This window comes from Pseudomonas sp. G5001, from assembly GCF_013385475.1.
In the GTDB taxonomy this organism is placed as follows: Bacteria; Pseudomonadota; Gammaproteobacteria; order Pseudomonadales; family Pseudomonadaceae; genus Aquipseudomonas.
In genome coordinates, this window is the sequence record NZ_JACAPZ010000013.1 from 63,426 (window position 1) to 84,929 (window position 21,504).

General features: G+C 61.9%; 19 protein-coding genes. 12 read left to right on the forward strand and 7 right to left on the reverse strand.

The window, feature by feature from the left end; all coding sequences use genetic code 11:
• Window positions 1-72 precede the first annotated feature (72 nt).
• Together xerC and HX805_RS13240 are read right to left on the reverse strand one after the other, a co-directional pair.
• A complete protein-coding gene (gene xerC / locus HX805_RS13235) occupies window positions 73-987 on the reverse strand; it encodes a tyrosine recombinase XerC (protein WP_087692998.1) in 915 nt (304 codons plus the stop codon).
• A gap of 103 nt (window positions 988-1,090) precedes the next feature.
• Entirely contained in the window at window positions 1,091-1,879 is a 789-nt protein-coding gene (locus HX805_RS13240; RefSeq protein WP_032899130.1) for a M949_RS01915 family surface polysaccharide biosynthesis protein, read from the reverse strand.
• Window positions 1,880-2,348: 469 nt separating this feature from the next.
• Between HX805_RS13240 and arnC the strand changes: the two genes are divergently transcribed.
• The 12 genes from arnC (at window position 2,349) to HX805_RS13300 (ending at window position 15,640) form a co-directional block, all read left to right on the forward strand.
• A complete protein-coding gene (arnC, locus tag HX805_RS13245) occupies window positions 2,349-3,383 on the forward strand; it encodes an undecaprenyl-phosphate 4-deoxy-4-formamido-L-arabinose transferase (protein ID WP_003217633.1) in 1,035 nt (344 codons plus the stop codon).
• Entirely contained in the window at window positions 3,380-5,371 is a 1,992-nt protein-coding gene (gene arnA / locus HX805_RS13250) for a bifunctional UDP-4-amino-4-deoxy-L-arabinose formyltransferase/UDP-glucuronic acid oxidase ArnA (RefSeq protein ID WP_177022829.1), read from the forward strand. Before arnC ends, arnA begins: the two co-directional genes overlap by 4 nt.
• Window positions 5,371-6,255, forward strand: coding sequence for a 4-deoxy-4-formamido-L-arabinose-phosphoundecaprenol deformylase (gene arnD, locus HX805_RS13255; RefSeq protein WP_177052035.1), 885 nt, complete (start codon window positions 5,371-5,373; stop codon window positions 6,253-6,255). Before arnA ends, arnD begins: the two co-directional genes overlap by 1 nt.
• Entirely contained in the window at window positions 6,252-7,907 is a 1,656-nt protein-coding gene (arnT, locus tag HX805_RS13260; RefSeq protein ID WP_177052036.1) for a lipid IV(A) 4-amino-4-deoxy-L-arabinosyltransferase, read from the forward strand. Before arnD ends, arnT begins: the two co-directional genes overlap by 4 nt.
• Window positions 7,904-8,251, forward strand: a complete 348-nt coding sequence (gene arnE, locus HX805_RS13265; protein WP_008433438.1) for a 4-amino-4-deoxy-L-arabinose-phosphoundecaprenol flippase subunit ArnE — start codon at window positions 7,904-7,906, stop codon at window positions 8,249-8,251. Before arnT ends, arnE begins: the two co-directional genes overlap by 4 nt.
• A complete protein-coding gene (gene arnF, locus HX805_RS13270) occupies window positions 8,248-8,661 on the forward strand; it encodes a 4-amino-4-deoxy-L-arabinose-phosphoundecaprenol flippase subunit ArnF (protein ID WP_008433440.1) in 414 nt (137 codons plus the stop codon). Before arnE ends, arnF begins: the two co-directional genes overlap by 4 nt.
• Window positions 8,658-10,037: a UDP-glucose/GDP-mannose dehydrogenase family protein gene (locus HX805_RS13275; RefSeq protein ID WP_008433443.1), complete on the forward strand. Its 1,380-nt coding sequence runs from the start codon at window positions 8,658-8,660 to the stop codon at window positions 10,035-10,037. Before arnF ends, HX805_RS13275 begins: the two co-directional genes overlap by 4 nt.
• Window positions 10,038-10,040: 3 nt before the next feature.
• On the forward strand, window positions 10,041-11,663 hold the full coding sequence (locus HX805_RS13280; protein ID WP_177022832.1) for a phospholipid carrier-dependent glycosyltransferase: 1,623 nt from the start codon (window positions 10,041-10,043) through the stop codon (window positions 11,661-11,663).
• 521 nt (window positions 11,664-12,184) lie between these two features.
• Window positions 12,185-12,364 carry a type VI secretion system contractile sheath small subunit gene (locus HX805_RS13285; RefSeq protein ID WP_256344058.1) on the forward strand — a complete coding sequence of 60 codons (180 nt, stop codon included), beginning with the start codon at window positions 12,185-12,187 and terminating at the stop codon, window positions 12,362-12,364.
• 176 nt (window positions 12,365-12,540) lie between these two features.
• Window positions 12,541-13,257, forward strand: coding sequence for an HPP family protein (locus HX805_RS13290; RefSeq protein WP_102369056.1), 717 nt, complete (start codon window positions 12,541-12,543; stop codon window positions 13,255-13,257).
• Between the two features lie 124 nt (window positions 13,258-13,381).
• Window positions 13,382-14,485: an enoyl-CoA hydratase/isomerase family protein gene (locus tag HX805_RS13295; protein ID WP_177081867.1), complete on the forward strand. Its 1,104-nt coding sequence runs from the start codon at window positions 13,382-13,384 to the stop codon at window positions 14,483-14,485.
• A gap of 3 nt (window positions 14,486-14,488) precedes the next feature.
• On the forward strand, window positions 14,489-15,640 hold the full coding sequence (locus HX805_RS13300; protein WP_177021110.1) for an acyl-CoA dehydrogenase family protein: 1,152 nt from the start codon (window positions 14,489-14,491) through the stop codon (window positions 15,638-15,640).
• A 141-nt stretch (window positions 15,641-15,781) separates the two neighbouring features.
• Here HX805_RS13300 and HX805_RS13305 read toward each other — a convergent pair whose 3' ends face one another.
• The 5 genes from HX805_RS13305 to HX805_RS13325 are packed head-to-tail and all read right to left on the reverse strand — an operon-like array spanning window position 15,782 to window position 21,336.
• Window positions 15,782-16,555 (reverse strand): enoyl-CoA hydratase, encoded by a 774-nt coding sequence (locus HX805_RS13305; protein ID WP_177081868.1) that lies wholly within the window; start codon window positions 16,553-16,555, stop codon window positions 15,782-15,784.
• A gap of 9 nt (window positions 16,556-16,564) precedes the next feature.
• A complete protein-coding gene (locus tag HX805_RS13310; RefSeq protein ID WP_102604354.1) occupies window positions 16,565-17,692 on the reverse strand; it encodes an acyl-CoA dehydrogenase in 1,128 nt (375 codons plus the stop codon).
• 9 nt (window positions 17,693-17,701) lie between these two features.
• Window positions 17,702-18,886: an acetyl-CoA C-acyltransferase gene (locus tag HX805_RS13315; protein ID WP_087693007.1), complete on the reverse strand. Its 1,185-nt coding sequence runs from the start codon at window positions 18,884-18,886 to the stop codon at window positions 17,702-17,704.
• Window positions 18,887-18,896: 10 nt separating this feature from the next.
• On the reverse strand, window positions 18,897-19,664 hold the full coding sequence (locus HX805_RS13320) for an SDR family NAD(P)-dependent oxidoreductase (RefSeq protein WP_177081869.1): 768 nt from the start codon (window positions 19,662-19,664) through the stop codon (window positions 18,897-18,899).
• A gap of 22 nt (window positions 19,665-19,686) precedes the next feature.
• Window positions 19,687-21,336 carry an AMP-binding protein gene (locus tag HX805_RS13325; RefSeq protein ID WP_177081870.1) on the reverse strand — a complete coding sequence of 550 codons (1,650 nt, stop codon included), beginning with the start codon at window positions 21,334-21,336 and terminating at the stop codon, window positions 19,687-19,689.
• Window positions 21,337-21,504: the final 168 nt, after the last annotated feature.

Below are 21,504 nucleotides of genomic sequence, written 5' to 3' on the forward strand. Positions count from 1 at the left end.
CGCGCCCTACTATTGCGAGCGCGGCTGCCGGGCAGAGTTCAAGGCAGTTGGCGGGCCAGGTTACGGGCGGCCCTACAGGTCAAACCGATCCACGGCCCTGCGCCGCTCATTGTCGTCGCGCACATCGTAGGTGGCGGTGGTCTGGATATTGGTGTGGTGCGCCAGCTTCTGGGCGATCGACAGGTCGTACTCTTCAATGACCCGCGTGATAAACGAACGGCGGAAATCATGGGGCATGATTTTCACGCCGACCTGTTCCCCACGCTGGCGGGCGATGTAGTAAATCGCGTGTTTGGTGATGCGCTCGCGGGTGATATGGCTGCCCCGGCGAATCCGGTTGAACAGGAAACCATCGTCCTGCTCACCCGGTTTCAACTGGCTGCGGCGAAACGCCAGCCATGCCTCCAGCTTGGCAAAGGCCCAGGCCGGTGCGTACTTGATCAATTGCTTGTTGCCCTTGCCGGTAACCTGCAGGCTGCGCTCGTCAAAGTTGACCTGGCCCAGCTCGATGTTCACCGATTCCGACTTGCGCATGCCCGAGCCATACAGGATCCCGATCACCGCCGCATCCCGCAGGCCCTGGGGGCGCGGATCGGCGGCGCAGACTTCCATCAACTCACGAATCAGCGTACGCCGCAGGTTGCGCCCCTGGCTCAGGCGGGTGCCGGCCATGGCCTTGACCGAGCGCATCTTCAGCAGGTGGTCCTGGCTGATCAGGCTCATGCGCCAGGCTTCGTTCATCACCCCGCGCACGGCGTTGACGTACAGCGATGAGGTGTTCGGCGCATACCCGTCTTCCCGCAGCACCGCCACCAGGGCCATGACGTGTTCGGGCTGCAGCAGGTGCCAGTCGATGTCTTCGAGGTTGATGTCTTCAAAGCCCAGGCGGTCGGCAGCGTCCTGCAGCACGTAGCGCATGGTCAGCTGGCTGGAGGGCGCCAGGCGGGTGAGATAGAGGGTCAGCGGGTTGCGGGTAGACTCAGTCAAGGTAGATCAGCCTTTGGATTAAATATGTCGACTAACCATCTGTTTAATCGACATATTTAGTGAATTGGCGAGCGCCGAGTCTAGCGCAGGTCAATCCCCGGGGCTATTCCTGATCGTCTTCCGCCGGGGCTGGCGTCTGCTGCTGGCTCCAGTCGGTGTCCTGCTTCTGCATCAAGGCAAACCAGTGCTGGCGCATGAACTCCAGGTACGGTTTGGGCGCCCTGGCAAAATCTTCTTCGTCGCCGTAACAGCCAGGAAGCGGCAGCTCGGTACCCTGCTCCTTGTACTGGCTGACCAGCGCCTGTTGGGCGGCGATGCTGCAATCCTTGGGCAACGGCATGCCCTGCAGGGCGCCGGCGTCTTCATCCCACCAGCTGGCGCCATAGCGGTCGATGCCGCGCAGGCGGTACTTCTGCGACTTGCCGATGTGCATGATCAGCTTGAAATCATTGGGGCTGACGTCACTGGTGCAGGTGCGGCTATACCCCACGGTGACCTGGCTGATGCCATCGCCCAGCAGGTCGGTGACCCGGGTGGCGTCGCTGTTGAAGTGCGCTCCGGCATCGAACTCGCAATGCTGCACGTCGTCGTAGAGCATCCACAGGCGCTTGGGCCGGTCACCGTCGAGCAGGTACTGGGCGGCGTAGACAAAGGCCGACTGCGCACCGTCGTCGTCGCGTTCGCTGACTTGCTCTGCGAGTACCACCAGGTTCTTGCCCTGTTTGTCGCTCCAGACGAAGGCGCCGACCTGTTTACCCCGCACTTCTACGCCATCGGGCACCTGGTCGATGGACGTCAGTGCCACGCCGTCATCGGCCCGCACACTCGTGGCCCAGGCCACCGTCATCAACAACACCATCAACATTGGCCGTAAACGCTGCACGCTATTCATCCGACTGCCCTGGCAAGAGATGGCTTACTTTACCGGCACTTGCGCGGCATTGCAGAGAAGATTCTTCAGGAACCAGCCCGCGCGCGGAAAAAGCCTACCGGCCCTTCTCGCCTCATCGGCACAGCGTTGTCCGTGCTTCTGCTGTTTACCTGAACCCTAGCTGTCTACCTGCCAAAAAAACGACTTTTTCATCTGCGTTTCATATTCGTTGAACATTTTTGCGCTTAATCTTGGCGGCACGACTTGAGAACGAACCGTACTTTGCAGGTTAACTCGTTGATTCCGCTTTACCTTTGAGCATTTTAGTCTTTACTCACGTAAGCCATGGAAGAACCACTGTGACCTGTCAGGACTGTCGAATGAATGCCACAAATCAACGCTATCTTTGATCGGATGCCCGGCATCCGAGGCTGACGATAACTGCTGTCTTTACGCTCCAAGTTGCTCTAACCCCCGAGGTAATGAATCTTTGAAACCCTATCCAATTCATTGCGTGTCGATCGTTATCCCGGTCTACAACGAACAAGAAAGCCTGCCTGAACTGCTGCGCCGCACCATGGCGGCCTGCAAACAACTGGCTTACGAATACGAAATCATCCTGGTGGACGACGGCAGCCGCGACAACTCCGCGCAATTGCTGGAAGACGCCGCCGCGCTCGAAGGCAGCAATGTGGTGGCGGTGATCCTCAACCGCAACTACGGCCAGCACGCCGCGATCATGGCCGGCTTCGAGCATTGCCGGGGCGACGTGGTGATCACCCTGGACGCCGACCTGCAAAACCCGCCGGAAGAAATCCCGCGTTTGGTCGAACAGGCCGCCCTGGGCTATGACGTGGTTGCCACCGTGCGCAACAACCGCCAGGACTCGGCCTTCCGCCGCTGGCCGTCGCGCCTGATCAACCTCGCCGTGCAACGCTCCACCGGCGTGGCCATGAGCGACTACGGCTGCATGCTGCGTGCTTATCGCCGCACCATCGTCGACGCCATGCTGGCCTGCCGCGAGCGCAGCACCTTTATCCCGATCCTGGCCAACAGCTTTGCGCGCCACACCACGGAAATCCTGGTGCATCACGCCGAGCGTGAACACGGCGAGTCCAAATACAGCCCGATGCGCCTGATCAGCCTGATGTTCGACCTGCTGACCTGCATGACCACCACGCCATTGCGCCTGTTGAGCATCGTCGGTTTCAGCCTGGCGGCCCTGGGCATGCTCTTCGCCTTTGCACTGATCGTGCTGCGTATCGCTTTCGGCTCCGGCTGGGCTGGCGACGGCATGTTCGTGCTGTTCGCCGTATTGTTCGTGTTCACCGGTGGCCAGTTCATCGGCATGGGCCTCCTGGGTGAATACCTGGGCCGCATGTACAGCGATGTGCGGGCCCGCCCACGGTTCTTTATCGAAAAAGTGCTGCGCAACCAACCGGCAGCACCGGCCGAGACCTTTACGGTCGACGGCCTGACGTCCTCCCACACCTCTACTTCTCCTTCCGATCAGGTTTCGTCATGAATTCAAAAGCTGTTGTCTTCGCTTACCACGATATTGGCTGTGCTGGCATTGAAGCCCTGCTCAATGCGGGTTACGAAATTGCTGCCGTGTTCACCCATGCCGATGATCCCAAGGAAAACAATTTCTACGGTTCCGTCGCCCAGCTGTGCGCCCGCAATGGCATCCCGGTACACGCCCCGGAAGACGCCAACCACCCGCTGTGGATCGAGCGCATCGCCAAGCTGAACCCGGACTACATCTTCTCGTTCTACTACCGCAACCTGCTGAGCGAAGCCCTGCTGGCCACCGCCAAGAAAGGCGCGTTCAACCTGCACGGCTCCCTGCTGCCTAAGTACCGTGGCCGCGCACCGGCCAACTGGGTGCTGGTGAACGGCGAAACCGAAACCGGCGTGACCCTGCACCGCATGGTCAAGCGTGCCGATGCCGGCGCGATCCTGGCCCAGCAGAAAGTCGTGATCGAGCGCACCGACACCGGCCTGACCCTGCACGCCAAACTGCGTGACGCCGCCACCAACCTGCTGCGCGACGCCCTGCCGCAACTGGCTCAAGGCAAGCTGACCGAAACTGCCCAGGACGAAAGCAAGGCCACCTACTTCGGTCGTCGCACCGCAGCGGACGGCAAGCTGGACTGGAAAAAACCGGCTGAAGAGCTGTTCAACCTGGTTCGCGCCGTTACCCAACCATACCCGGGCGCCTTCTGCGCCGTGGGCGAGCACAAGCTGATCGTCTGGAACGCCGAAGTCGTCAAGGGCAACGAAGGCCTGGCGCCAGGCCGAGTGATCAGCGTCAACCCGCTGCGCATCGCCTGCGGTGAAGACTCCCTGGTGGTCAAGTTCGGCCAGCGCAACGAGAACGGCCTGTACCTGGCCGGCCCGTCCCTGGCGGATGAACTGGGCCTGGTGGACGGTTCCGTACTGCGCGGCGCCGAGTCCGGCCGCAAGCCCCGTCGTACCCGCGTGCTGATCCTGGGCGTGAACGGTTTCATCGGTAACCACCTGTCCGAGCGCCTGCTGCGTGACGACCGTTACGAAATCTACGGCCTGGACATCGGCTCCGACGCCATCGAGCGCCTGCGCAGCCACCCGAACTTCCACTACGTGGAAGGCGACATCAGCATCCACTCCGAGTGGATCGAGTACCACATCAAGAAGTGCGACGTGGTCCTGCCGCTGGTGGCCATCGCCACCCCGATCGAATACACCCGCAACCCGCTGCGCGTATTTGAACTGGACTTCGAAGAGAACCTGAAACTGGTTCGCTACTGCGTGAAGTACAACAAGCGCGTGATCTTCCCGTCGACCTCCGAAGTGTATGGCATGTGCCAGGACCAGTACTTCGACGAAGACACCTCCAACCTGGTGGTGGGCCCGGTCAACAAGCAGCGCTGGATCTACTCGGTCTCCAAGCAACTGCTGGACCGCGTGATCTGGGCCTACGGCGACAAGGGCCTGAAGTTCACCCTGTTCCGTCCGTTCAACTGGATGGGCCCGCGCCTCGACCGCCTGGACTCGGCCCGTATCGGCAGCTCCCGCGCCATCACCCAGCTGATCCTGAACCTGGTGGAAGGCACGCCGATCCGTCTGTTCGACGGTGGCGAGCAGAAGCGTTGCTTCACTGACATCGCCGACGGTATCGAAGCCCTGGCGCGCATCATCGATAACGACAACGATAACTGCAACGGCCAGATCATCAACATCGGCAACCCGGAAAACGAAGCCAGCATCCGTCAGTTGGGCGAAGAACTGCTGCGTCAGTTCGAAGCTCACCCGCTGCGCAGCAACTTCCCTCCGTTCGCCGGTTTCCGCGACGTGGAAAGCAAGGCGTTCTACGGCACCGGTTACCAGGACGTGGCGCACCGCAAGCCAAGCATCGACAACGCCAAGCGCCTGCTGAACTGGGAGCCTACCGTGGAGATGAGCGAAACCATCGGCAACACCCTGGATTTCTTCCTGCGTGAAGCCATGCTCGAAATCGCGGACAAGCGTTGATGCAAGCGGGTCTACGCATCGACGTCGACACCTACCGAGGCACCCGCGAAGGGGTGCCAAGGTTGTTGGAGTCGCTTGATGAAGCCGGGGTCAAGGCGACCTTCTTCTTCAGCGTCGGGCCGGACAACATGGGGCGCCACTTGTGGCGCCTGATCCGCCCGCAGTTCCTGTGGAAGATGCTGCGCTCCAACGCGGCCGGTTTGTACGGCTGGGACATTTTGCTGGCCGGCACCGCCTGGCCGGGCAAACCCATTGGCCGCGACCTGGGGCACCTGATGCGCCAGGCCAAGGCCGCCGGGCATGAAGTCGGGCTGCACGCCTGGGATCATCACGGCTGGCAAGCCAACACCGGGCGCTGGAGCGATGCACAGCTGATCGAGCAGATTCGCCGTGGCGTCGACACCTTGAGCGACATCCTCGGTGAACCCATCGACTGCTCAGCCGCCGCCGGCTGGCGTGCCGATGAGCGCGTGGTGCAAGCCAAGCAACAGTTCAAATTCCGCTACAACAGCGATTGCCGTGGTACCAGCCTGTTCCGGCCAACCCTGGCGGATGGCAGTGCCGGCACGCCACAAATTCCGGTGGACATGCCGACCTTCGATGAAGTCGTGGGCCCGGTGGTGGCCGCCAAGGATTTCAATAGCTACATCCTCGACCGCTTCAAGCCGTCGAAGCTCAACGTCTATACGATCCACGCAGAAGTAGAAGGGATTCTGATGGCCAATGATTTTCGCCAGTTGCTCGCCCAGGCAGGGCAGCGCGGCATCGCGTTCAAACCGTTGGGCGACCTGTTGCCCGCCGACCTCACCACCCTGCCCCAGCAACAGCTGGTGCGTGGTGCGTTGAGCGGCCGTGAAGGCTGGCTCGGAGTGCAAAAGGCATGATCCGGCGCTGGGCTCTGCCCCTGCTCCTGCTGGCCTTCGGGGTGTTCTACCTGATCCCGTTGGCCACCCACGGGCTGTGGATTCCCGACGAAACCCGCTATGCGCAGATCAGCCAGGAAATGCTGCTGACCGGCAAATGGGCCTCGCCACACTTCATGGGGATTCGCTACTTCGAGAAACCGGCGGCCGGTTACTGGATGATCGCGCTGGGCCAGGCGATTTTCGGGCAGAACCTGTTCGGCGTGCGTTTTGCCTCGGCCTTGAGCACTGGCTTGAGCATCCTGCTGGTGTATTTCGTGGCCCGGCGTTTGTGGAACGACCCGCGCAAGAGCCTGGTCAGCGCCGTGCTGTACATGAGTTTTGTCAGCGTCGCGTTCCTGGCGGGCTATGCCAACCTCGACCCGCAGTTCACCTTCTGGGTCAACCTGACCGGGGCGGCGCTGTGGTTCTGCTTCGACAGCACCACCACCCGCGGCCGGCTGTGGTCGTGGGCCTTGCTCGGGTTTGCCTGCGGCATGGGGTTCATGACCAAGGGTTTCCTTGCCTGGTTGCTGCCGGTGCTGATCGCCCTGCCCTACGTGCTCTGGCAAAAACGCATTCGTGAACTGCTCACCTATGGCCTGGTGGCCGTGGTGGTGGCGATTGTCGTGAGCCTGCCCTGGGCGCTGATGGTGCATGCCCAGGAACCGGACTACTGGAATTTCTTCTTCTGGCACGAGCACATCCAGCGCTTTGCCGGCGACGACGCCCAGCACTCCGAGCCCTTCTGGTATTACCTGCCGCTGATGGTTGCGTTCACCCTGCCGTGGATGGCGTTGCTGCCGTCCACCGTGAAGCAGGCATGGCTGGAAAAACGCAACAGCAAGGTCGCCTTCCTGCTGCTGTGGCTGCTGATGCCGCTGGCGTTCTTCAGCCTGGCTAAGGGCAAGCTGCCGTCGTACATCATGCCGTGCCTGCTGCCACTGGCGCTGCTGATGGGGCATACCCTCGCCGACAAACTGGCCCAGGCCCGTGGCCGCGTACTGCGCATCAACGGCTGGGTGAATCTGGTCATTGGCGTATTGGCGTTGCTGGTCCTGACCTGGTTCCAGCTGAAAAAACCGGTGTACGAGCACGGCCAGGAAACACTCAGCCTGGTGCTGGTGTTCGTCTTCCTGTTCGGCTGGATCATCGCCAACCTGCTGCAAGCCGCCCGCCCGTTGCACATGTGGGCCGCACCGGTGATCGGCAGCTGGTTGCTGGTGGCGCTGGTGCCGGCCGCGTTGCCGCACTCGGTGGTTTATAACAAGACCCCCGACCAGTTCATCATCGACCACCTCCAGGAGTTGCAGCCGACCACTGCGTTGCTGAGCAACGACCTCGGCGCCGCATCGGCCTTGTCATGGCGCCTGCAGCGTCCTGAAGTGATGCTCTACAACACCGTTGGCGAAGTGAAATACGGCATCGCCTTCCCGGACACCGCTTACCGCAAGATCGATGCCGCCAGCGTCCAGCAATGGATGAGCGAGGCGCGCAAGCAAGGCTCGGTGGGCGTGGTGATGCGGGTCAAGGGTGACGACGAGCGCCAGGAAGTGGACCTGCTGCCCAAAGACGGCAAGCGTTACGAGCAGGGCAATATCGTGATTCTGATCTTCCCGCAGAGCGCGCCATGACCACTCTGCTGCTGTTGTTAGGTGCCTGCCTGCTGACCTGCATGGGCCAGGTGTCCCAGAAGTTTGCCGTGGAAGGCTGGCGTGACCAGCCCGACGGTTGGGCCCCGAAGCTGCGCTCGCCGTGGCTGTGGTTGGCGCTGGTGTGCCTGGGCCTGGGTTTGCTGGTGTGGCTGCTGGTGCTGCAACGTTTGGAAGTCGGCATCGCCTACCCGATGCTGAGCCTCAACTTTGTATTGGTCACCCTGGTGGCGCGCTTTGTGTTCCATGAACACATCGATGGTCGCCACTGGTTCGGCGTGCTGCTGGTGATTGCCGGTGTGGTGCTGCTGGGGCGCCAGGTATGAGTCGCGCTCGCGGTTTTACCCTGGCCCTGGGCAGCGTGGCACTGGTCAGCGGTGCCCAGTTGGGCATGCGCTGGAGCATGACGCGCCTGCCATTGCCCACCGAATGGCTGACAGCACTCAACACGGGTGCCATCGACCTCGGCGCACTGGGCGTGGTGATTCTGGCGATCATCGCCTATGCCCTGTCGATGCTCTGCTGGCTTGGCGCGCTCAAAGACCTGCCGCTGGGCCGTGCCTACTCGCTGCTCAGCATCAGCTACGCATTGGTCTACCTGCTGGCCGCCAGCCTGCCGGTGTTCAACGAACATTTTTCGCTTTCAAAAACTGCGGGAGTGGCCTTGGTCATCCTCGGAGTCCTGACTATCAACTCTCGTCGTGCTAGCACCACAAGTCCCAGGAATGCCCCATGAAAATCAGTGTATTTGGTAGCGGTTACGTCGGTCTCGTACAGGCCACCGTGTTGGCCGAAGTCGGCCACGATGTCATCTGCATGGACGTTGACGAGAAAAAGGTCAAGTTGCTGCAACAGGGCCATGTGAGCATTTTCGAGCCGGGCCTGGCGGCCATGGTCAAGGAAAACCTCGAAGGCGGACGCCTGACGTTTACCTATGACGAAAAACTCGCCGTCGAACACGGCGAAGTGCTGTTCATCGCCGTGGGTACCCCTTCGGACGAAGACGGCTCGGCCGACCTGAAATACGTGCTGTCCGTGGGCGATGCAGTGGCTCGCCACCGTATCGACCCGGTGATCCTCGTGGAAAAATCCACCGTACCTGTAGGCACTGGCGACACTTTGCGTGCGCACATGGAAAAAGCCCTGCGCATTGCCGGCCGCCACCTGGAGTTCGATATCGTCTCCAACCCGGAATTCCTCAAGGAAGGCTCGGCCGTTGCCGACTGCCGCCGCCCGGACCGGATCGTCATCGGCTGCGAACGTGAGGAAGTGCGCGAGGTGATGCGTGAGTTGTATGCACCGTTCAACCGCAACCACGACCGCATCATCTTCATGGACCTGCGCAGCGCCGAACTGACCAAGTACGCCGCCAACTGCATGCTGGCCACCAAGATCAGCTTTATCAACCAGATCGCCGAACTGGCCGAACACCTGGGCGCCGACATCGAAGCCGTGCGCCTGGGCATTGGTGCCGACTCGCGTATCGGCTACCACTTCATCTACCCAGGTTGCGGTTATGGCGGCTCTTGTTTCCCCAAGGACATGCGCGCCCTGATCCACAGCGCCAAGGCCGCCAACTGCTCCAGCGACCTGCTGGAAGCCGTGGAAGCCATCAACCAGCGCCAGAAGAGCAAGCTGTTCGAACGTGCCAATGCATTCTTCAAGGGCGACCTGCGCGGCAAGACCTTCGCCTTGTGGGGCCTGGCGTTCAAGCCCAACACCGACGACATGCGCGATGCGCCAAGCCGGGTGCTGATGGAAGCCTTGTGGGCCGCCGGCGCCAATGTACGTGCGTTTGACCCGGAAGCCATGCAGGAAACCCAGCGCATCTACGGTGATGACCCGCGCCTGATGCTGATGGGCACCCCGGAATCCACCCTGAGTGGCTCTGACGCCTTGATCATCTGCACCGAATGGCAACAGTTCAAGGCACCGGACTTCGACCTGATCCAGCAACGCCTGAAAACCCCGGTGATCTTCGACGGCCGCAACCTGTACGACGGCGAACGCCTGGCACGCAAAGGCATCCAGTACTTCCCGATGGGCCGCGGCGATTCCTGCAACTTGCCGATCCCCCAGCAAAACTGGGCGCCTCAGGCCGAGGAAGCCTGAGACGTGGACAAAGCTCATCGGCCCCTGCTCAGCCCGACGATCCGCCGACACTCATGGATTTTGGGGCTGCTGGCCCTGATCCTGTTTGTCGCGGGCAACTGGAACCAGGCAATCATCGGCTTTGACTCGCGCTTCGTGCTGTTCGCCCAGGAGATGCTGCGCCACGGGCCGGGGTTCTTCCCGACGACGTACGGGCAACCTTATGCCGATTACCTGGCCACCTCGACGCTGCTGACCTGGCTGCTGTCGGTGCCCCTGGGGCAGGTCACCAGCCTGACGGCCTGGCTACCCACGGCTATCGCTTCGGCGCTGATCGTGGTGCTGCTCTACCGGCTGACCGCGCCCTACTCCCGGCGCTGGGCACTGCTGAGCATCGCGGTGATGCTGCTCAGCAGTACCTTCATCAGCGAAACCCGCGCGGTGTCCCTCGACCAGATGCTGGCGGCAGTGGCCCTGACAGTCTTCTACCTGGGTTACGCCCACGACCACTTCGGCGCCGGCAAGCGCCTGCACTGGCTGTTTGCGCTGCTGATCGTGGGGTTCGCGATCCGTGGGCCGATCGGCCTGGTGATCCCCACCGGCATGCTGTGCAGCTATTACCTGATCAATCGGCAATGGCGCCAGCTCTTCAGTTTCGGCCTGCTGGCGTTGGCGTTACTGGCGGCGTGCGTGGGCCTGCTGTTGCTGCTGGCCAAGCTCAGTGGCGGTGAAACGTTCATGCAGGACGTGATCCGCATGCAGTTCCTGGGTCGCATGGACGGCACCGAAGGCTCCGGCAGCGCGCTGTATTACTTCAGCAGTTCGCTGGGTAACTACGCGCCAGCGTATCCGTTGGCAATACTCGCGCTGATTGCGATTGTCGCCGGTGGCCGCGAGGACAAGGGCCCGGCGCTGAAACTGGTGCTGTACTGCCTCGCCGCCGGCTTGATCGTGATGATCGGCTTGTCGGTGCCCCAGGCGAAAAAAGCGCGCTATGTGCTGCCGATGCTGCCCCTGGCCGCGATCATCGCCGCGTATCCGTTCCAGGTGTCGCGGGGCAGACTGTTCGCCGGGCTGCGCTGGCTGATGCTGGGGTTGTGGACGGTCATTCCGGGGCTGCTGATCGCAGGCTTGTTCGTGGCGCGTCACCGCTTCCCCGAGCAGATTGGCAGCCTCAATCCGGTGTTCGGGATCCTGATCGCGATCCAGGTACTGGTGCTGGGCTTGCTGTTCAACCGGCGGCTTCGCTACGTGGGCCCGGCCTTCGCCGCGGTATTGGCGGTGTGGCTGGCGTATATCGTGATGGTCGAGCCGCTGGAGCGCCGGCTGTATGACACGCGCACCTTTACCCTCCAGGCCCATGCGCTGACCCAGCAACAACCGGCGCCGCTGGTATTGCACGCACTGGGCAAGGACGCAAAAGCCATCAAGTTCATGGTCAACCTCGATTGCGACCGGGTGCCGTTGTTTACCCAGTTGCCTGCCGATCTGGCGCCGATCCAGGCTCCTGCATGGCTGATCATGAGCCAGTCGGACTATGAAGCGTTGAGCGACCCGCGTTTTCGTTCACTGCAGCCGGTACTGACCGGCCAGTTCGACAAGAACCCCTACGTACTGCTGCATTTGATCAAACCCGCACAACCTTGATACACGGCGCGGGATAAGCGGAACCAACCGCTTATCCCGCGCCAATACATTCAGTAGTTATAAATCCAAGTGTATGTAAGAAACTTCTTTGCCCATTCAACTTCGAAACTTTTAGCGTAGCAACTATCGAGAAACATCCTACGCATCTATACGCTGCTACCGATAAGACGCCCTCTTCCCGCCCCCAGCCCTCGACTGTAGACTCGCCTGCCAAGCGAGTTAATTATTTAATACCTTTTAACTATTTTCAGAAGTTCCAAAGGTGCGGTGTAAGGCATTCCTGTTACTTTCGAAAGAAACTCGACGAACGTAGCAGCAAGCCATCAATCAAGACATGCCCCGCTTAAACGAACAGTCGAAATAACAATAAAGACCTTTTAAACAGCATTCAGCGCTGCCGTTTATTTCATTTAGAGGAATGTTTTGTGTCCGACCGTCGATTGCCCGACCCCTCAACCTCTGACGCTGTCGCGCCTTTGTCCCGCGACAGAGTCAATGCGGGTTACATCCCGCTGCCAAAACTGGATCGGCTGATGGAACTGCGTGATGCACTGGTGGTGCTCAAGGGGCCATTGGCCAACAATCCATCGCTGCGGGAAAATGTACAAAACCTGCTGATCAACGAGGAAACCGATGACCGTGTGCTGGGCAAGATCAGCAACCCCATGCCACCGCCAACCCGCCTGATACCGTTTGGCTGACACGTTTTACAGCAAAAATACTGCACTTGACCTGCATTAATATGCATTGGCAGCAGTCTTCATCGATTGGCACACTGCGCAGGTTCCTCCCCCAAATGCAGGAACTTCTTTAAAGGGCTTTTCCGGGAAACCAGGCAAGCCTTTTTTTTCGCCCGCTTTTCACGGATCGTCTGTCAATGCTCGCTCGCTGGTTACCCGCTGCCATCAATACCCGCCCTGCCGAATGGAGTCGTGCCGCCATCGGCATGGCCCTGGGCACACTGTTCAGCGTCTGGGTGTGCGCCCAGGTGTTCGGCACCGAGGTGGCCCTGCACCTGATAGGCCCGCTGGGAGCCTCGGCGGTGCTGCTGTTTGCCGTATCCTCCGGCGCGCTGGCCCAGCCCTGGTCGATCATCGGCAGCTACCTGTGTGCCGGGATCGTTGCGCTGCTGGTGGCCCGGGTATTGGGCCGAACGCTGGGCAGCGCATGCCTGGCTGCCGGGATGACCGTGATCCTGATCTGCTGGCTGCGCTGCCTGCATCCACCGGCGGGCGGCCTGGCCATGAGCCTGGTGCTGGCTGACCCCGCCTCGATTGCCATGGGCTGGCACGAACTTGCCGCAGTCATGCTGGGAGCCACGGCCTTGTTGGCTTGCGCGCTGGCCTACAACAACGCCACGCGCACGCGTTACCCCAAGGGCACCCGCGAACCGGCTGCGCCGATCTTTATGCCAATCGCCACCGAAAACCCCGGGATCAGCGCCGAGGACCTCAAGCAGGCCCTCGCCGAGCGCGAGCAGTTCCTGGACGTTACCCCGCAGGAGCTGGAAGAGCTGATCCAGGCCAGCGAGCGGTATGCCCGGCGGCGCACCATCGGCGCGGTTTTCCAGCACCAGGGCCAGCCTCCTCCATAAGGCAAAAATGCAAAAACGACCTGCATGATTCCGACTTGTACTGGGCAAATTTGCACTGGTACGATCGCGAGATGGTTCGCCCGCGAACATCTTGATAAAGAACAATAAAAGCAGGGAGTTAGAGATGACTGCTCAGGTTTCATCCGAGGCAAGCAGCGCCGGGATTGTGCAAGACGAGGTCCTGGCGCACGTACGCAACCATATTGGCCACCTGACCCTCAATCGCCCCGCAGGCCTTAACGCCCTCACCCTGGACATGGTCCGCAGCCTCAGCCGGCATTTGCAGGCGTGGGCGGAGGATCCCCAGGTGCATGCCGTGGTGTTGCGCGGTGCCGGTGAAAAAGCCTTCTGCGCCGGCGGCGACATTCGCTCGCTGTACGACAGCTTCAAGAGCGGCGACACCCTCCACGAAGACTTCTTCGTCGAGGAATACGCCCTCGACCTCGCCATTCACAACTATCGCAAACCGGTCCTGGCACTGATGGACGGCTTCGTCCTTGGCGGTGGCATGGGCCTGGTGCAAGGCGCCGACCTGCGGGTGGTCACCGACCGCAGCCGCCTGGCAATGCCCGAGGTGGCCATCGGGTATTTCCCTGACGTGGGCGGCAGCTATTTCCTGCCGCGCATTCCCGGGGAACTGGGGATCTACCTCGGGGTGACCGGCGTGCAGATTCGTGCCGCCGACGCCCTGTATTGCGGCCTGGCGGACTGGTACCTCGACAGCGCCCGGCTCGCCGACCTCGACCAGCGCCTGGACCGCCTGGAATGGCACGATTCTCCCCTCAAGGACCTGCAAGGCCTGCTGGCCAGCCTCGCGGTGCAACAATTGCCCGACGCCCCCCTGGCGGCGCTACGCCCAGCCATCGATCACTTCTTTGCCTTGCCGGACGTGCCGAGCATCGTCGAGCAATTGCAGCAAGTCACCGTCGCCGACAGCCATGACTGGGCATTGACCACCGCCAGCCTGGTGCAGACGCGCTCCCCCCTGGCCATGGCCGTGACCCTGCAGATGCTGCGTCGCGGGCGCCACCTGCCGCTGGAGCAATGCTTTGCCCTGGAACTGCACCTGGATCGCCAATGGTTTGCCCGTGGCGACCTGATCGAAGGCGTCCGTGCCCTGCTGATCGACAAGGACAAAACCCCTCGCTGGAACCCTCCAACCCTGCAGGCGTTGGAGGCTGATCATGTCGAAAGCTTCTTCCGCGACTTCGACAAGAACGGGAACTAAGTCATGCAAGATATTGAATTTACAGAAGAACAAGTGATGATCCGCGACATGGCGCGGGACTTTGCCCGTGGCGAAATCGCCCCCCACGCCCAGGCTTGGGAAAAGGCCGGCTGGATCGACGATGCTTTGGTCGCCAAGATGGGCGAGTTGGGTTTGCTGGGCATGGTGGTGCCTGAAGAATGGGGCGGCACCTACGTCGACTACGTGGCCTACGCCCTGGCAGTGGAAGAGATTTCCGCTGGCGACGGCGCTACCGGCGCACTGATGAGTATCCATAATTCAGTGGGTTGCGGGCCAATCCTCAACTACGGCTCACAAGCACAAAAGGAAACCTGGTTGGCGGAACTGGCCAGCGGCCAGGCCATCGGTTGCTTCTGCCTTACCGAACCCCAGGCCGGTTCCGAAGCGCACAACCTGCGCACCCGTGCCGAACTGCGGGACGGCCAGTGGGTGATCAACGGCGCCAAGCAGTTTGTCAGCAACGGCAAGCGCGCCAAGCTGGCGATCGTGTTTGCAGTGACCGACCCGGAGCTGGGCAAGAAAGGCATCTCGGCGTTCCTGGTGCCGACCAACACCCCGGGCTTCGTGGTGGACCGTACCGAACACAAGATGGGCATTCGTGCGTCGGACACCTGTGCCGTCACCCTCAACCAGTGCACCGTGCCGGAAGCCAACCTGCTGGGTGAACGCGGCAAGGGCCTGGCCATCGCCCTGTCCAACCTCGAAGGCGGACGCATCGGGATTGCCGCCCAGGCGCTGGGTATTGCGCGTGCCGCCTTTGAGGCCGCGCTGGCCTATGCCCGTGACCGGGTGCAGTTCGACAAGGCGATCATCGAGCACCAGAGCGTGGCCAACTTGCTGGCCGACATGCAAACCCGCCTGAATGCGGCGCGCTTGCTGATCCTGCACGCCGCCCGATTGCGCAGTGCGGGCAAGCCATGCCTGTCGGAGGCCTCCCAGGCCAAGCTGTTTGCCTCGGAAATGGCCGAGAAGGTGTGCTCTTCAGCCATGCAGATTCATGGGGGTTATGGCTATCTGGAGGACTACCCGGTGGAGCGTTACTACCGGGATGCGCGGATTACCCAGATTTACGAGGGCACCAGCGAGATTCAGCGGATGGTGATTGCCAGAGAATTGAAAAACTACCAGCTGTAACAGGTATTTCGCATAACCCATGTGGGAGCGGGCTTGCTCGCGAAGGCGGTGGATCAGTCGATACATCGGGTGACTGTAATACCGCCTTCGCGAGCAAGCCCGCTCCCACATTTTTTGATCTTCAGCGTTTCAGGACAGTGTTTACTTGTCCTTGAACTCCGGCGCACGCTTGGCCACAAACGCCGCCATGCCTTCCTTCTGATCCAGCGTGGCAAACGCCGCGTGGAACACCCGGCGCTCAAAGCGCACGCCTTCGGACAGGCTCACTTCAAACGCGCGGTTCACGCTTTCCTTGACCATCATGCTGATGGGCACCGACTTGCCGGCGATCAGGGCCGCGACCTTCAGTGCTTCGTCCAACAGCTCATCCGCCGGCACGATGCGCGCGACGATCCCGCAGCGCTCGGCTTCCACCGCATCGATAAAGCGCCCGGTCAGGCACATTTCCATGGCTTTGGCCTTGCCCACGGCGCGGGTCAGGCGCTGGGTGCCGCCCATGCCCGGCAGCACGCCGAGGTTGATTTCCGGCTGGCCAAACTTGGCGTTGTCACCCGCCAGGATGAAGTCGCACATCAAGGCCAGTTCACAGCCGCCACCCAGGGCAAACCCGTTGACCGCCGCGATGATCGGCTTGCGGCGGTTGGCCACGCGATCGCTGTCGCTGAACAGGTCGTCGAGGTAGATCTGCGGGTAGGTCAGCTCGGCCATTTCCTTGATGTCGGCACCGGCGGCAAAGGCTTTTTTCGAGCCGGTTAGCACGATGCAGCCGATTTCCGGGTTGGCTTCCAGGCTGTCCAGCGCCTGGTTCAGCTCGCTGACCAGTTGCGCGTTCAGGGCGTTCAGCGCTTGCGGGCGATTGAGGGTGATCAGCCCGACCCGGCCCTGCACGTCCAGCAAAATGCTTTCGTAACTCATAGAGACTCCTCAGAGATTGCGTGAAATGACCATGCGTTGAATATCGCTGGTGCCTTCGTAAATCTGGCAGACCCGCACATCGCGGTAGATCCGCTCCAGGGGAAAGTCGCTCAGGTAACCGTAACCGCCGAGGGTTTGCAAGGCTGCCGAGCAGACCTTTTCGGCCATTTCCGAAGCAAACAGCTTGGCCATGGACGCTTCCACCAGCGCCGGCTTGCCGCTGTCACGCAGGGCGGCGGCGTAATGCACCATCTGCCGCGCCACGGCGATTTGCGTCGCCATGTCCGCCAGGCGGAAGGCCACGGCCTGGTGCTCGATGATCGGCTTGCCAAAGCTTTCCCGCTCGCGGGCGTAGTCCCGGGCCGCTTCAAATGCCGCCCGTGCCATGCCTACCGCTTGCGAAGCAATGCCGACACGCCCGCCTTCGAGGTTGGCCAGGGCGATCCGGTAGCCTTCGCCCTCCTCGCCCAAACGATTGGCCACCGGCACCTGCACATCCTCAAACAGGATCTGGCAGGTGTCGGAAGCATGCTGGCCGAGCTTGTCCTCGACCCGCGCGACGCTGTAGCCCGGCGAGTCGGTGGGCACGATAAAGGCGCTGATGCCGCGTTTGCCGGCAGCCGGATCGGTGACTGCAAACACAATCACGATCCCGGCGTTTTGCCCGGAGGTGATGAACTGCTTGCAGCCATTCAAGACGTAGTGATCGCCCTCCAGCCGGGCACGGGTTTTCAGGCCGCTGGCGTCGGAACCGGCCTGGGGCTCGGTCAAGGCAAACGCACCGAGCATCGCACCACTGGCCAGGGGCTTGAGGAACTGCTCGCGCTGTTGATCATTGCCGAACTTGAGGATCGGCACGCAGCCCACGGAGTTGTGCACGCTCATGATGGTCGAGCAGGCGCCGTCACCGGCAGCGATCTCTTCCAGGGCCATGGCGTAGGCCAGGTAGCCGGTATCACAGCCGCCCCATTGCTCCGGGACCAGCATGCCGAAAAAGCCCAGCTCGGCCATTTCACCAATGGCTTCCTTGGGAAAGCGATGCTCGCGGTCCCACTCGGCAGCGAACGGTTTAAGGCGTTCCTGGGCAAATTGCCGGGCGGCTTCGCTGATTTGCAGTTGTTCGTCATTCGGCAGCATAGGTGTTCCTTAGTACAGGCATTCAACGGCCATGGCCGTGGCTTCACCGCCGCCGATGCAGATCGCTGCAACGCCGCGCTTGAGGCCTTTCTGGCGCAGGGCCGAAAGCAGGGTCACCAGGATCCGCGCGCCGGACGCGCCAATCGGATGGCCCAGGGCACAGGCACCGCCGTGGATGTTGACCTTGCTGTGGGGAATCTCCAGCTTGCTCATGGTCACCAGGCTGACCACGGCAAAGGCTTCGTTGATTTCAAACAGGTCGACTTCGTCGAGGTTCCAGCCGGTCTTGCTCATCAGCTTGCGGATCGCCCCCACCGGCGCTACCGGGAACAGGCCAGGCTCATCGGCAAACGCCGCGTGGCCATGGATCACCGCCAGAGGCTTGAGCCCGCGCTTGTGCGCTTCGGACTGGCGCATCAGCAGCAGCGCCGCCGCACCGTCGGAAATCGAACTGGAGTTGGCTGCCGTCACCGTGCCGCCTTCACGGAAGGCCGGCTTCAGGGTGGCGATCTTGTCCAGCTTGGCTTTCGGCGGCTGTTCGTCGTGGATGATGGTTTTCTGTTCCTTGCCCACGGTGACCTGCACCGGGACGATTTCGGCGATGAAGTTGCCGTCGGTGATCGCCTGTTGCGCACGGGTCAGGGACGCAATCGCGAACGCGTCCTGGGCCTCGCGGGAAAAGCCGTTGTGCTCGGCGCAGTCCTCGGCAAAGGTGCCCATCAGGCGGCCCTTGTCGTAGGCGTCTTCAAGGCCGTCGAGGAACATGTGGTCGAGCACCCGGCCGTGGCCCATGCGATAGCCGCTGCGGGCACGGTCCAGCAGGTACGGCGCGTTGGACATGCTCTCCATGCCACCGGCGATGACCACCTCCACGCTGCCTGCCAGCAACGCGTCATGGGCCAGGATCGTGGCTTCCATGCCCGAGCCGCACATCTTGTTGAGGGTGGTGCAGCGCGTGGACTTGTCCAGGCCAGCACCCAGCGCCGCCTGGCGTGCCGGCGCCTGGCCGAGGCCGGCGGGCAGCACGCAACCGAACAGCACTTCATCCACGGCATCGGAAGCGATACCGGCGCGTTCGACCGCTGCACGAATCGCCGCAGCGCCCAGTTGCGGAGCGGTGAGGCCTTTGAGATCGCCCTGGAACCCGCCCATCGGGGTGCGTACCGCGCTGACAATAACGATTGGATCAGTCATGAAAATCTCCTTATTTGGCTGCCATGCGCAAGGCGCCGTCGAGACGGATCACCTCGCCGTTGAGCATGCTGTTTTCAATGATATGCCGCACCAGCGCGGCGTACTCGCCCGGTTTGCCCAGGCGCGGCGGGAATGGCACGCCGGCGGCGAGGGATTCGCGCACTTGCGGCGTCATGCCCGCCATCATCGGAGTTTCGAAAATACCGGGGGCGATGGTCATCACCCGAATCCCGTAGCGCGCCAGTTCGCGGGCCGCCGGCAGGGTCAGGCTGGCAATCGCGCCCTTGGACGCGGCATAGGCCGCCTGGCCGATCTGGCCGTCAAACGCTGCCACTGAAGCGGTATTGATGATCACACCGCGCTCGCCATCGGCATTCGCCTCGGTTTCAGCGATAGCCGCTGCAGCCAGGCGCAGCAGGTTGAAACTGCCGATCAGGTTGACGTTGATCACCTGGGCGAAGTTGGCCAGCACGTGCGGGCCATTTTTGCCGAGGATTTTCTCGCCCCGCACCACACCGGCACAGTTGACCAACCCATGCAAACCGCCAAAGGCGGCGACGGTGGCCTGTACCGCCGCGTCGGCAGCGGCTTCCTGGCTGATATCGGCGACTACGCTGCGGGCCTGCGCGCCGAGCTTTTGCGCCTGGGCGGCCACTGCGTCGGCGTTCAGGTCCACCAGCATCACCTTGGCACCGGCCGCCACGAGCATCTCGGCGGTTGCCGCGCCGAGGCCTGAAGCGCCACCGCTGACCAGAAAAACCTTGTTCTCAATCTGCATCATTGTTTCCTTGAAGAATGGGTCACGCCGTGGCCGCCTGGGCCTTGGCAATTTCCTGATTACGCAAAATGAAGCGTTGCAGCTTGCCGCTCGGGGTCTTGGGCAGCTCGCTGACAAATTCGATTTCCCGCGGGTACGAGTGAGCGGCCAGGCGCTTGCGCACGTGCTGGCGCAGCTCTTCGGCCAGGGCCGGCTCGGCGCGGTACTGCTCGCTGAGCACCACAAACGCCTTGACGATCTCGGTGCGTTCCGGACATGGCTTGCCCACTACGGCGGCCTCCACCACGGCCGGATGCTCGATCAAGGCGCTCTCTACGTCGAACGGCCCCACGCGATAGCCGGAAGTGGTAATCACATCGTCGCTGCGCCCGACAAAGCTGATGCTGCCATCGGGGTTCAGCTCCACCGTATCGCCGCTGAGGTAGTACTTGCCGACGAAGGCCTTGGTCTTGACGCCGTCATAACCGGCAAACCAGCACATCGGCGATTGCTCGCGGTCGATAGCCAGGATGCCTGGCTGGCCGGCGGGCAGCTCCTGATGGTTGTCGTCCAGCACCACGATGCGATGGCCCGGCGAGGCAAAGCCTGCGGAGCCGACGTGCACCGGATGCTCCAGGCCATGGTGATTGCACAGCACCATGCCCAGCTCGGTCTGGCCGTAGTGGTCGTGGATGGTCACGCCGAGGTTATCGGCGAACCAGCGGATCACTTCCGGGTTCAATGGCTCGCCGGCGCTGCTGACAATACGCAGCTTGCCCTTGATCGACTTGGCGAACTGCTCGCCCCCGGCGATCAGCAGGCGGTAGGCGGTGGGCGAACCGGTGAGGTTGGTAATCCCGTATTTGTTGATGACACGGCACGTGCTTTCGAGGGTGAACGGGCCATCGTAGAAGGTGATCGGGTGGCCCATGGACAAGGGGCCGGTCACGCCGAAATAGATGCCGTAGGCCCAGCCCGGGTCGGCGACGTTCCAGAATGCGTCTTCGGGGCGCAGGTCGACGGCGTCGCGGGTGTAGCTCTGAAACGCAACGATTGCTTTGAGCGGCACGGCCAGGGCTTTCGACGGGCCGGTGGTGCCTGAGGTGAACATCAGCAGGAACGGGTCGTCGGCGCCCAGCAATACGGGTTCGCAGAGGTTGGAATAGTTGGGCAGCTCGGCCCAGAAGCTGAAATCGCCGCGCACGATGCCTTCGCCGTTGGAGCCGGCGACGGTGACGATGGTCGGGCAGTCGGCCACTTCCGTCAGTTTGGGACGGTTTACTGCATCCGTCACCACCAGCGCGGCGCCGGAGCTGTTCAGGCGGTGTTCGATGGCCTTGGGGCCGAAGGCGGTGAACAGCGGCTGATAGACCGCGCCGATGCGCCAGGTGGCGAGGACGACCACCAGCAGCTCGGCGGTGCGTGGCAGGAGGCCTGCCACCTTGTCGCCGCGATTGACACCCTGGGCCAGGAGGAAGTTGGCGAAGCGTGCGGCCTGGTCTTGCAGTTGGGTGAAGGTGACGGTGGCGCTGCGGCCGTCCTTGCCCTCCCAGAACAGTGCGATGCGGCCAGGTAATGCGTGGCGGTCGCAGCATTCGACGCAGGCGTTGAGGGCCTGCAGGTTGCCCGATAAGGCAGCGTCGACGGTGTGTTGGTAGTTGAACTGGGTGGTGGCAGCCAAGTAATCACGCATCGCTTCAAATCCCTGTGTGTTTTTTATTTTCAGGATGGGTACGTAGACCGGTGAAATAGTCGCTCTAGAGCGGTGGGTGGGCAATGGTCAAAGCTTTCAACTTGGTTGACTGGTTTGGCCAATGGGGGGGCGCTGTTTGGTGTGTGTGAGTGTTGAAGAGCAAAATCA